Annotated in this window: 10 protein-coding genes and 1 pseudogene; 6 read left to right on the forward strand and 5 right to left on the reverse strand. The window is 63.9% G+C overall.

Going from position 1 to position 12373, the window contains the following annotated elements; all coding sequences use genetic code 11:
- The 3 genes and pseudogenes from Q1M07_RS09045 to Q1M07_RS09055 form a co-directional block, all read right to left on the reverse strand.
- Positions 1–1171, reverse strand: a pseudogene (locus Q1M07_RS09045) (AAA family ATPase); the annotation flags it as partial.
- 87 nt (positions 1172–1258) lie between these two features.
- Complete coding sequence (locus tag Q1M07_RS09050) at positions 1259–2569, reverse strand: metallophosphatase family protein (protein WP_300453184.1); 1311 nt, start codon at positions 2567–2569, stop codon at positions 1259–1261.
- A complete protein-coding gene (locus Q1M07_RS09055) occupies positions 2566–3894 on the reverse strand; it encodes a hypothetical protein (RefSeq protein WP_300453186.1) in 1329 nt (442 codons plus the stop codon). Before Q1M07_RS09055 ends, Q1M07_RS09050 begins: the two co-directional genes overlap by 4 nt.
- Positions 3895–4164: 270 nt before the next feature.
- Between Q1M07_RS09055 and Q1M07_RS09060 the strand changes: the two genes are divergently transcribed.
- On the forward strand, positions 4165–5271 hold the full coding sequence (locus Q1M07_RS09060; protein ID WP_300453188.1) for a hypothetical protein: 1107 nt from the start codon (positions 4165–4167) through the stop codon (positions 5269–5271).
- 220 nt (positions 5272–5491) lie between these two features.
- Here the strand turns inward: Q1M07_RS09060 and Q1M07_RS09065 are convergent, their stop codons facing one another.
- A complete protein-coding gene (locus tag Q1M07_RS09065; RefSeq protein WP_300453190.1) occupies positions 5492–6433 on the reverse strand; it encodes a YafY family protein in 942 nt (313 codons plus the stop codon).
- 201 nt (positions 6434–6634) lie between these two features.
- Here Q1M07_RS09065 and Q1M07_RS09070 point away from each other — a divergent pair, with 201 nt between their 5' ends.
- Genes Q1M07_RS09070 through Q1M07_RS09090 form a run of 5 tightly spaced genes read left to right on the forward strand, consistent with a single transcriptional unit; the run spans position 6635 to position 10957 of the window.
- On the forward strand, positions 6635–7537 hold the full coding sequence (locus tag Q1M07_RS09070) for an AAA family ATPase (RefSeq protein ID WP_300453192.1): 903 nt from the start codon (positions 6635–6637) through the stop codon (positions 7535–7537).
- On the forward strand, positions 7534–8007 hold the full coding sequence (locus tag Q1M07_RS09075; protein WP_300453194.1) for a hypothetical protein: 474 nt from the start codon (positions 7534–7536) through the stop codon (positions 8005–8007). The genes Q1M07_RS09070 and Q1M07_RS09075 overlap by 4 nt, the downstream gene beginning before the upstream one ends.
- Positions 8004–8504, forward strand: a complete 501-nt coding sequence (locus tag Q1M07_RS09080) for an HORMA domain containing protein (protein WP_300453196.1) — start codon at positions 8004–8006, stop codon at positions 8502–8504. Before Q1M07_RS09075 ends, Q1M07_RS09080 begins: the two co-directional genes overlap by 4 nt.
- A complete protein-coding gene (locus Q1M07_RS09085; RefSeq protein WP_300453198.1) occupies positions 8504–9403 on the forward strand; it encodes a CBASS oligonucleotide cyclase in 900 nt (299 codons plus the stop codon). The genes Q1M07_RS09080 and Q1M07_RS09085 overlap by 1 nt, the downstream gene beginning before the upstream one ends.
- 15 nt (positions 9404–9418) lie before the next feature.
- Positions 9419–10957, forward strand: a complete 1539-nt coding sequence (locus tag Q1M07_RS09090; RefSeq protein WP_300453200.1) for an SAVED domain-containing protein — start codon at positions 9419–9421, stop codon at positions 10955–10957.
- Between the two features lie 312 nt (positions 10958–11269).
- Here Q1M07_RS09090 and Q1M07_RS09095 read toward each other — a convergent pair.
- On the reverse strand, positions 11270–12373 hold a 1104-nt coding region (locus tag Q1M07_RS09095; protein ID WP_300453202.1), incomplete at its 5' end, for a DUF1173 family protein.

The following is a 12373-nucleotide window of genomic DNA, read 5'->3' on the forward strand; positions in this document are numbered from 1 at the left end:
ACTTCTGCTGAACCATACGCTTCGCCGCTTGGCATTGCGTCAGGCGTTGGACCTGTTGGCGCCAGGCCCCGACCTGCGCCGAACGTAGCGACAATACCCGCTCGGCCATGGGTAGACGGCACTCGCCATGCCGTACGGCTTGCACACCCGCCAACACCGTGAGGCATTGTCGACGCTGATTCTGCAACACTTGCCGGCGGTTGCACTCCTGGGCGAGGCGCTGTGCAATACGCTGTTCCAGCCGTTCCAGCCGCCGAACCTCGCCCTGGTCTTGGGCTTTCAAAGCGTCGATGGCCTGGGTGCCGGCCTGGATCACGGCATGGCATTCGCCCTGAAGTTGCTCCCGGCGCGCCTCCATACCTCGCGACTGCTCGCGGTCGGCAATCAATTGCGCGTGCCGCGTTCGGGCCGACTCCTGCGCGGCCTGGGCCGCTTGGCGACCCGCAAGGCGCTGTGCGACGCGGGCGTGTGCGCCGTCGAGCCGGCGCTGCTCGGCCTCGATACGCTGCGCTTCCGCATTCAGTCCCACCTGTTCCTGCCAGATCGCCGCCAGGCCGGCCTTGAGCAGGCGGGCCGTTTCGCTCGCCTTCAGGCCCAGCACCCGGATTTCTTCCTGTCCGAGCAAGTCAGCCAGCAAGGTCTTGATCTCGGCATTACGGTAGGCGCTCAATTGGCGCTTACCCTGGGCCGAGAACACCGAGGTGAAGAAGGTGTCGGCGCTGCCGCAGATGGCTTCGACGCAGCGCGTATAGGTGTCCACCTTGCCGTCCGACATGGTGCCATCGTCCAGCACGACCGGCTGCCAGGCGCCGTCGTCCGCGAGCCGGAGCAGGAAGGCTTCGGTCCTGCGCCGGCCGTTCACCCGGATGACTACCTGCGAGCGGTAGCTGCGACCGTCGTGAGCCCAGATCAGGTCCTTCTCGTTTTCGGGTAGACAGACGTGGTCATAGTAGGAGAACCCACCCGGCCCCGCCGCGCCGGCACGTGAGGGCATCGTGAGGTACGGGTGCATGTTGTCCATCACGGTGGTCTTGCCGCGCCCGTTGGCGCCAGCGATGGCGACCAACTCGGCGCCATCGGCCAGTCGCTCGAAGTCGAGAGTCAGGACATCGCGTCCCAGGCCATCACAAATGCCGCGAAAGCCCTTGAGAGTGAGTGAAAGCGGTTGCATGGTGGTACTCCAGCGGGATGACCAGATCAGTCTCCCGCACGACAAAGGGTGTGCAAGTCCGTCCCCAAAGGTCCGGCTTCGGCCAGGTCAAAATGACAGCGCGGGCTCAAGATCGGCCCGGGGGGGCGACAGGGTGACAGCGGTGTCGATGCATTCCCCGCCATCAGGGACCTCCTGCCCACGCAGCATACGCTCGGCGATGGCCTCCGGTTCCTGGCTCGACAGCGCCTGGAGGCACTCGAGCAAGGGTTCCGCCCGCGCCTCGGTCACCTGCGCCCAAACCCGCACCTTTTCCGCCAGATTCGCCAGTTGCGAAATCCCCGCCGCCCGCGTGCGCACCACTGGCACGATGCGTCCCTCCAGCTTGGTTTCCGCCGCCCCGTCCAGTAGCCGCTCGATTGCAGAGCGGTCGACCTGATGGCGGTCTTCATCGGCGACGGTCCAGCGTACGCGCACGAACGCGCCGGCGATGCCCTGCTGCGTGACGGCTGTACGCAGGGCGTCGAGATCGGGTTTGCCCTCGAACACGATATCGATGGTTCGGCGCGCAGGCGTCGGCTCCAGGGTGAACCGCGCCTGGTCGGCGTCGACCTCCCACAACAAGAACCCTTTTTCCCCTTCCTCACCGTAGTGAAAACGACCGATCGAGCCGGGATAGGCGATGCATTGCCGCCCTACCCTGCTTTCCTGCTCCCATGCCTGATGCCGGTGGATGTGCCCGAGCATGAAGGCCTGCGTCTCGGCGCCGAACAGGGCACCGGTGGTGAACTCATGATCGAAGCCGGCCATCGGCACGCCGTGCTCGCTCACACAGCCGAACACGGTCCCATGGGCAACGCCAATGGTGGGCATACCCTGCCGGCGGGCCGCGCGATGGGTCGGCGCGTAGCCGCGCAGCAAGCAGGCGAGATTTTCGCCAACGGCGTGGGCGGCTTCCGCGGCACCGACCGCCGCCGCGACCGCGGCCTTGTTCACCGTGGGGACGCAGGAAAACAGTGCGCGAGCACCGGCCGGCACCCCATCAAAGCACCAACTCGTTGAAGAAAGCCACTCGCCGTGGGCCGTGAGCGCGACCTGAGCGATGCGGTCAGCCACGTACACCGGATGCCGTCCACCCAGCAGCCGGAAGATTGCCAGGGTGCCAGGGGGTTCGTGGGAGAACGTCCCTTGCAGCATCAGCACCGGGCAATGGTCGGCCAGTCGCCGCACCTGCGCGACCAGCCGTTCGGCGGCCGGGGCGTGCATGTCGAGGCCATGGTCGGTGGCGTCGCCCGAGATAACCGCCGCCTCCGCACCCAACACGATGGCCCGGTCAATGGCGGCGCCGAAGCAACGGTCGGCTTCCGGCAGGCTCTTGGTGCCGTAGTGCAGGTCGGAGAAGTGCGCGATGCGGATCATGCCGTCCTCCCCCGCGAAGCCAGCTGCATCTCGCTCTCAATTTTGTCGAGGTAGCCCTGCGGATCGTTGCCGTAGCGCTCGAGTTCATTCCAGGCCCGGGCGCGGCCGTTCGGGTTGATCTTCCAGCCCCGGCCCCAGCGCCGGTCGGCGTAGGCCTGGTACCGTTCCGGCACGATCCCGTAAGCCTGCACGCGGGCCATCAGTTGTTCGAAGCTGGGACGGCCGTCGCGCAGCGGCGGCTTCTCGCCGGCGGTAGCATCGGCCGCCGTCATCGCAGGCGCGTCGGCGGCATCCGGCGGCAGCGGTTCGGCGCTCGCTGCGGTCAGACTGCCCTCAAGCACCTGCGTCGCCAGTTGCGCCTGCACCAGGGCCGTCTCGGTATCTTCGCTCTCGCGCAGCAAGGCGGTCACATCCACTGGCGCCTCCAGGTCGATGATCCACTGCGGTACGCGGACCGCCCTGCCCTGCTCGTCGATGTGAGCCACCTCCATCAGTTTCTTGGTGACGTAGAACGGCGTGCGTTGCCGGTCGAGAAAGCCGGAGATGCGCCCGCCGCGCAGGAAGCCCATGGTCTCGAACTTCTGGATCGCGGCGTTCATCGCGTAGAAGCTTTTGGTGTGCAGTTCGAAAGCGCTGATCGAGCGGATGCCGGGGATGAAGAACAGGAAGCGTCCGGTCAGGTTGCACTGCCGCTGCTGGTACTCCCGGCAGGACTCTGGGTCGCACAGGCCGCCGTTGTCCTCGCGGATCATGGTCTTGCGCCCGCCGAAGAGGCGGATCGTGCGCCGGCCCGTCTCGTCCACCGGCACTGGGGCATGGCACATGCAGTGGCGCACCCGCCCATCGGCCGAGTATTGCGACCAGTAATGCTTCTCGTGCGTGCCCCAGGCCGCCAGTTCGTGCGGCATCACCGTCTGCCAGTAGTCAGAGGGGAACACCACCGGGAAGCGGTACAGGCGCCGGCCTTCTCCCCGGTCCTCGCCGTAGGCGTCCAGAATCGCCCGCGCGATCTCGGGATTGGGGAAGTCCTGCGCCCGCACGGTGAACCACGGCACGTTGCGCGGTACCAGCGGCGTCTTGAGATCGGGCAGTGCCTCGGTGATGGCGCGCTCGATCTGCTCGAAAGACTGGCCCGCGGACACGCCCTGCTCGTAGATCGCCTTGGCCTTGGGCTCGCCAGCGGCCTTCTTGGTGAGCACCTTGATGCCGGCGCGGATTTTGCCGCCGGTAGGAATGCGGGCGGGGCCTTGCCCTAGCAGGGTCGGCGCAGCCGTAGCGCCACCGCCCTGCACGGCGATAACGGGGGGTGTGTTGGGATGGGCCATGACGGCGCTCCTCCATGAATATCGGGACATTCCGATGATCCATGCTCTCGCGACTTCCTCTCGCTTCAACCCCGCGCCGGACAGCAGGCGTTTACGCGCACCATGCTTGATGGATACAATGGGGACCGGCGCCCGCCTTGCTTGCACACGAGCAAAAGAAGGCCTTCCTTACCGATCCTGATGTTCAGCGACACCTCGACACCGGGTGCGTCGGCATTAAACGTGTGCGCAGAGTCCGACCCGCCTCGGTTAACTTGAGGAGCAACTGTCATGAGCATCAAGCAACTGTGCTTCGACGCACACACTCAACTTCGCGACCAGCACGGGATCGCCGTCCGTCGCACCCATCTCTACGAACTGCTCGCCGCGCTGCTGGGCTTCAACTCCCATGCGGCGCTCACGGCCGAGGCCGTCATCGGTCAGGTCCGACAGGCATGGAAGTTGACCAGCGACGACTTGACCCGGTTATCCAAGCGCTGCCTGGCCTTGGGCTATCCCTCCGCGGAGAGCCAACGCATCGTCGAGGCCATCACCGCGCTGGCCGAGACCCACCGCTTGGTCGCTGTCGATGTCAAATATCTGGTGAAGCTGGTCGCCGGCGATGCAGGCGGGTGGGATGTCGACGACGAAGAGATGCCTGACGACGTTGGCACCGACCAACCCACCCCTTGGCAAGACGCACCGGACCTCGATCTCGACTCGCCCCTGCTGATCAACGCGCTGGAACAGTTGGCGGCTAAGGACCATGCCGATGCGCACTATGCCCTGGCCTTGCTGCTGGAATGCGAACCCCCGGAAGAGCAGGACGGCCACTGGTACCGGCAGCAACTCGCAGGTCGCCGACTCGATGGCCCCGAGAAGGAATGGGCCGACAACTATGTCGCCGCCCTCGCGCAGTTCGACCAATACTGCCAGCATCTGGCCGCTGCGGCCCGGCTCGGGCGACCGGATGCGGCGCTGGCGTGGGCAGAACTCACCGGCGAAGAAGCGGACTTTCGATACGCCCAATCCTTGGCGGCGCCGGAAGATGCGACCCGCCTGCTCGACCTGGCTGACCAATTGGGAACCAGTGCCACCGTACTTCCCCTGCTGAAACAGGCCGCCGTCGCGGGCGATGTCGAAGCCATGCGCCGCTTGGCCGAGGACTTCGAACCGGACCCCGTCGAGGCATGGACCTGGGTCCACCTGGCAGAACTGTACGGCACCGACCTGACGAGGATGGAAGCGGTTTACGAAGACGGGTCGCCTGCGGACGACGACATTCCGGGCAACATCTTCGCAATCGGTGGCATCGACGTTCCGGACATCAGCGCGGAGCAGCACGTCGTCGCGCGGCGGGAAGCCGCGCGTCGGTTTGAGATCATGCGACATCGCTAGGAAGCAGTGGGGGTCGCCCCACTGGGCGAGTGATTAACCGATCCAGCGATTTGAACCGGAAGATCGACGAGCATGACCAGCGGCTACAGCCGGCCATGACCGGCCATAGGCGATGCTCAACCGAATGTCTGCTTCAGGCTGAGGGCGGGCGCTCAGCTCAGAGGTGGCTGAGTGTCGCCTGCGGCCGAACGCAGCCCGTGGAAAGTCTCCTCGATACAGCTCACATCGCCTTGATCGGGCGGGACTTATCTCTTCCTCTTGGGTCTTCGTAGCCAGGTGCAAGTTGGGCGTTGCTCGCCCCGTACAGGGCCAACGGATCCCTCAACCAAAGCGCGTACTCAAGCCCTTCCAGACGATGGTTGGGAGAGCAGTCGACCGACCACCTGCGTAGCATGTAGCCTGCATTGGCGGCCCGCACCTTCACCTTCATCACACCATCGACCATCGGGTAGTCCATGGCGATGATCTCGGGACGCTTGTGCGATGGATGAGGTACCAGATCGAGTTCGATGATGCGACTCCACTGGACGTCCTGATCGGGTGACTCCTCCCGCTGCACCTGGCTGTCCTCTATGACCACTGGGTTGTCCATGCGCGTGAAGACGAAGTCTCGAAACTCTTGCCGGAGGCGGCAGTAGGCGCGAACGTGCCAGCGCAGGCCGATATCGACCAAAGCAAGCGGCACGATCACCCGCTCGGTATGCCCGGTTTCCACCGATGTGTAGCCCAGCCGAACAGCCTTGCCGCGGTGGATGGCCCGCGTTATCGGGGCCAGGACCGACATTTTGGGCAGGGTAAGTGCGGCCGGTATCTCGCACCGAATCATCGGCTGCAACTGATCGCCGATGCCTTCGCCAAAACCTTGGGAAAGCGCTGTCAGCACGCGTTGCGGCGCGTGCTCGAACAACGGCACAAAGGTTTCGCTCGGCCGATAGGTCTTGGTCGCCCCGTCGAACTCCAAGTTCTCCGGCGCGATGTCCCGGTACAGCGCGATGTCGCGGGTAGCGCCAGCAGGGCCGGTTTCGAACCGATCGACGACGTCGGCACGGCGCAGCTCTCCTAGGAAATAGAGCTTGAAATCGATGTGGGAGAGCCTCTCGCGCTGCGCGCGAGGAAGGCGCTCTAGCAGCCGGGCGCGCCGGTTGGTTGGTAATTCGCTCATGGCCGAATGATACTTGATCAGCGGATATTTTGCGATCTATTTAGGCTTCTTACCTAATCATCGTGATGATGTGATAAGCTATGTGCAAGCAGTCGATCTCGACATGTGAAGAGGATGTGGCCGCGCGCGCTGTGCTCTGCAACGGGCAGTGGGGTAGCGGCAATACGCCCGACTTACGCCATTGAACACTTGTAGCCAGCCATGTCATCGCCTCCCGAAAACGCTAAAGGTATCCATCGCATCACGTCGCTCCCCGACGGCGGTCTGCGCGAGCTGTGGTCATCGATCGTGATCGAGAAGAGGACCAAGGACCAACTACTCTCGCAGGCCATCGTTAACTTCACGGTCCGGAGCAAGGTCACGCGAACGGTTCTCCCGCTCCACGGCACGATCCTCCTGGTCGGCCAGCCGGGCACCGGCAAGACATCACTGGCCAAAGGCCTCGCTGCGGAGACGGCAGCGGTGTTCGACAAGAGCAGGTTCCGGCTGCTTGAGGTCGATCCTCACGCCCTCGGCAGTGCCATGATGGGCAAGACTCAGAAGGCCGTCTCCGACCTGTTCTCGCAGACGATCGCGGAGAGCGCGCTCACCGGCCCGACCATCGTCCTGCTGGATGAGGTCGAGACCCTCGCGGCTGATCGTAGCAAGTTGAGCTTGCAGGCAAACCCCGTCGACGTCCATCGCGCCACCGATGCAGTGCTGGTTCAACTGGACGCTCTCGCGGAGACGCACCACAACCTGCTCTTCATCGCCACGAGCAACTTTCCCCAAGCGGTGGACACCGCGTTCATGTCGCGGTGCGACTTGGTACTCGAGATCCCGATGCCGGGCGCAGAGGCCTGCGAGCAGATCCTGCGCGAGTGCTTGAACGGCCTAGCGCAGACGTATCCGTCGATCGCCGATCTGGCAACCGGCCCAAGGTTCAACGCCGTGGTGGATGAGGTTATCGGTCTCGACGGACGGGCGATCCGCAAGACGGTCGCTGCGGCGCTCACCATGCGGAAGGAAGTCGCCATTGCTCCGGCGCAGCTGAAGATCACGGATCTACTGGATGCAGCCAAGGCCGCGAAGGCAGCCCGGACCGGTAAGGGAGGTACGAAATGAGCACCGTCGCCAGCCGCGTGATCCGCAGCTCGCCGCATCGGGACACTGCTCAGACCTGGGCACTGATCGTTGATCTGCTGACGCAGGGCAAGGAAGGCACCGCGAAGGCAGAACTGCAATCCGTCGCCGGTGTAGCTGGCTCGATCATCGCCGAGCGCGCGCCCAAGGACGCCGCCATCGTTGTTACCTGCGATGGGCCGCGAACCCGGGTCTACTGCCTCTATGACGAAGACGCGATTGACGGGTCGGACGCAAAGGAGGACGCCCTGGGCTTCGACCCGCTGAAGGGTGATTGGTCGGTTTCGTTGCCATGCCCCGCGGACGATCTCGAATGGGTGCAGCGTGCGCTGAAGGCCAAGAGCAGGAGGATCACCGCCCGCGACCAGACTGCCACGCTGGGCGAAAGTGAGAAAGCGGCTGCGCAATCACAGGGCTTGTCCCTCAACGTCGATGCCTTCCTGAAATCATGAGTGCCGTAGCCGTCTTCTCGTACACGCAGTCGGTCGTCTATGTGGCCGACAACATCCTGAAGAGCCTGAAGGACATCATCAGGCTGAGCGGCCTGGATCCGACCAAGCTGGTCAACGACTGGGCCGTTCTTCTGCGCGGTCTCAGCGCGTGGATCGAGTCCCGACATCTCGAGAGCGTGACGCTCGAGATTTTCGATTCGAAGACCGACGGCCTGCTGTTCCGCTGGGACATCGAGGTCGTCTACACGTGGGACGTGTCGGCAGGCACTTTCTGGACCGACACCGACCAGTTGAAGTGGGCCATCAAGAAAGCCGGGCTTTTTCCCTCGCAGGCCGAATACAGAGTGTCGGTGCACAACAAGCCAGGGCGACCTGATGTCAGCGGCTGGAGCAGTTGCACCCTGCGCTCGACCGACGGCATGGTTCGCCAATGCCTCGGCACTACCGTCGAACACAACGGCCTGAGCGCCAACACCACCTACTGGAGAAAGGCCTGATGCTGACCGTCGACGAGGCATTCCGCAAGTTCAAGTCCCGGTTGGAGCTCAACGATCGCGAGCAGAAGAACGCGAGCGCACGGCACACGGAGGTCCGCGAGTTCGTGCGCACGAAGTTCGCGATCGACCGCGACTTCCTGACGGGCTCGTACGCCCGCTATACCAAGACCAAGCCGCTCAAGGATATCGACATTTTCTTCGTCATGAAGGAGGCCGAGCGACACTATCGGGATGAGGCTGCCGGCGTCGTTCTTGACAAGTACAAGGAGGTGCTCGTCGAGAAGTACGGCGAGAAGGCGGTGCGCCGCCAGAGTCGTTCCATCAACATCGACTTCGGCGTCGACGTAAAGGAAGAGGACAAGACCGACTACAAGATTTTGAGTGTTGATGTCGTGCCGGCCTTCGACAGCGGCGACGACTACGAGATTCCTGACGGTGACACCGGCAAGTGGATCAAGACCAATCCGCAGAAGCACGCCGAAAAGGCCGTTGATGCGCACCGCGCATACGGCAGCCAGTGGAAGGGACTCGTGCGGATGGCGAAGTACTGGAACAACAACAAGAAGCACGGCGAGAAACCCGTGAAGCCGTCGTTCCTGATCGAGGTCATGGCGCTCGACTGCCTGTATGGTGGCTGGAGCGGCCAGTTCGATCGGGAGATGCAGGCCTTTTTCGCCACCCTCGCTCAGCGTATCGGCGAGACTTGGGTCGATCCCGCGGGGCTGGGGCCGCCGATCAGCGCCTCGATGGACGCAACCCGCATCGCGAACGCCCGCCGCGCTCTGGAAGAGGCGGCTCGCCAAGCCGGCATTGCCATCAACCATGTGCGCCAGGGGCGCAACGGCGAGGCGCTGAGGACTTGGCGCGAACTCTTCGGTCCGATGTTTCCCCTGAGCTGAAGACGGGAGAACTCGATGACGCAGGCAGTGGTCACGCGGCGCGATGGGGACACGTTTCAGGCGCGCATGTTCTGGCTGCACGCGGCACACCTGCTTGATCCCGAGGGCAGGGTAACGCGCGTGGGGTTCGAAGCTGGCCCTCGCGGCTTCGACGACGTCTGGGTGGAGTACGACCCGGCGCACGCGCCGAAGAACCAGTTCGGGAACGCGATCCTCGTGGAGCGGATGCAGTGCAAGTGGCACGCCACGGGCGCCTACTACACCTTCGAGGATCTCACGCTGCCCGCGTTCATCAACGCCCAGACGACCTCGATGCTGCAACGCGCCTACAGCGCACTTCAATACGACCGGGCGGAGGGAAGGACGTCAAAACTCTCGCTGGTGACTAACCATCGCACCCGTGTCGACGACCCACTGCACATCCTGCTGCGCATGAAGTCGTTCACCCTGAACATCGAGGAGATGTTCACGGGCAAGACCGAGCGCAGCGCAATGTTCCAGTTGCGGCAGTTGTGGATGTCGCACCTGGGCATCGACGAAGCAGAACTACGTGCCCTGGGCGTCGCGCTCAGCCTCGCGCATACGAGCGATTCGCTCGACATGCTGCGTGATCGCCTTGACGTGGCGTGCCGGTTCGCGGGGTTGAAACGGCCCGATCCGAATTCGAGCAGCACGATCTACGACGGCAACATCTTCGAGTGGGTTGGCCAGCGGAGAACCGAGTTCGATCGCAAGACATTCCGGGAGAAGTGCGGCGACGAGGGGCTGCTCGCAGCGCCGGAAAAATCGGTGCGCATGTATGGCGTAAAGACCTTCGAGCATGCGTCCGATCGGCTCGAACTCGTGTGCGAGGACACCTTGAACATGGTGCCGGCGTTCGACGATCGTTTCATCCGTGACACGAATGCCTGGAAGGCATCGCTACAGCCTCGCCTAAAGGAGTTCCTGCTGAAGCTGCCGGCAGAGGACGGGCATCTGCGGTTGGCGATCGACGCGCACGCGACGATCGCGTTCGCGGCCGGCGCCGTGCTGGATACGAAGTCTGGTCGCATCATTGAGATCGTTCAGCGCTCGCCGATGCGCGTCGTCTGGTCGCCGAACGACCGGCCGCCTTCACCTTCATGGCCCACCTGGGTCTTCGAGGAGGAAATCGTCTCTCCTGAAGGGCAGGGGACGGCGTGCGCGGTCAGCATCACGCGGGATACCGCGCCCATGGTGCGTCAGTACGTGGCGCAGAAGCTGCCAGGCTTTCGTCGCGTGTTGATCGCCCGGCTCAATGTCGCCAGTGGGCAAAGCGTAGTCGAGTGCGGCTCACATGCGAATCAGCTCGCCGAGAGCCTGGCCGATCGCCTCAAGAGCGATCGTGAGGCCAATCCCGCACTCCTCATGGAGCGCGTGCATCTCTTCATGGCCGCGCCAAACGCATTCACGTTCTTCCTCGGTCGACACGTCCAAATCTTGAAGCCGGTAACGCTTTATGAGTTCGACTTTGGACGCGATCGTCATGGAACATATGAGCCTTCGCTGTTGTACCCGGACATCGAGCGGCCCTGATAGAGACCGATTCGCATGAAAGATGAACGAGTAACGCCCTGCCTCGGCAGGTAACACCCTGTATGGCCTGAACGTCAGATAGACGTCCGATCCTGGACTTCAGTGCTCGGTGCGGGAGCGACGGCAACCAACCGCTGCAAAGCGGACGATCAGACCGGTCAGGTGAGCGGCTGCTCAGGGTGTAGGTTACGGCGATACATCAGTCACAGCGTTTGCCTGATCGATCGCGGCGAGTCGGATTCGCTAATCACGTCCATCTGGCACGAGTGGTCATGAGCAGCCGGAATCAGCGCCTGGGCGATACCCCGTTAGTTAGCGCTCCGATGCCCCTGCGGGGAAAGCAGGCATCGGCTGATCTGTCCACCATACCCAGGCCTCCAGTTTCCCCGAGGCGATAGCCTTCTCCTTGGCCGCCCGCTCCTTGGGGTCCATGAAAGCGCTTACCACGTGCAACGGCATTGGCGCCGGCCCGGTATCCAGCAGCAAGGCATTCGGAAAGGCGGCAGCACTTCGCGCGTCGTAGCGCAGCGGCTTGACGAAGCGGCGTTGCTGGACCACCAAGGCATCGATCAGCGGTAGTTCATGCACGCCCTCGACGGGAATCCAGTGCTCGCTGGTCAACATCAGGCTCACTGCGTCGATCTCGTAAGTGTACTCACGGCGGGCGCGGATCAGTGCCGCCAGGATGAGGCGGACCGAGTGGCTGGTGTCGGCATCACGCGCCTCGAAAAGCGGGGCGAACGCCCGCTCGATCCGCTCCCAACTCCGGCTGGCGATCAGCAGCGGCGCATCCGGCATGTGCCGAATCCAGACCCGGCGGCCCTGGCTCGTCGCCTCGCTCGCCTTGAACTCGCCGATCACGACGGCCAGGGGCGTCTGCCCGTCCTTGGGGCGCAGCACGGCCAATTTCTCGCGTCGGCGCTGTGCGGCCTCGGCCTTAGCGCCCTCGCTGAAAGGTTCGGGCACATACAGGCGCTCGGCCAGCGGCACGCCCTTGACCACGATCTCCTCGGCGGCCTCCAGCAGGTACTTGCGCAACACGCCCTGGTTGCGTTTGCCCGCCATCGCCGGGCTCCAGCGGTTGAAGCCCGCGCGTTCGAACAGGAAATGCATCAACGCCCGCAACGTCATCTGCCGCCGTGGCACGCCGATCTCCGCCACCTCCTGGAGTTCGCCGCGCGGCACGCCGCGCCCGAGCACCCGTGTCCAGGGGAAATCTACCCGCAATTCGACCCGGCCCGGTTCCGACTCCAGCACCGCTTCACCGACCAGTTCGCCTAGTCCGGACTGCTGGACCTCCGGCTCGTAGGAGGGGCAGCCCGGATGGTGGGCGCTGCCGCTGTCCGGCATTCGCTTGACCACGAACTGGCGATGCCGCGCCACGTACATCTCCACGCCGCCGGGCACGCATAGGCA

Origin of the sequence: Accumulibacter sp., assembly GCF_029255285.1 — a bacterium.
Taxonomy (GTDB): Bacteria; Pseudomonadota; Gammaproteobacteria; order Burkholderiales; family Rhodocyclaceae; genus Accumulibacter.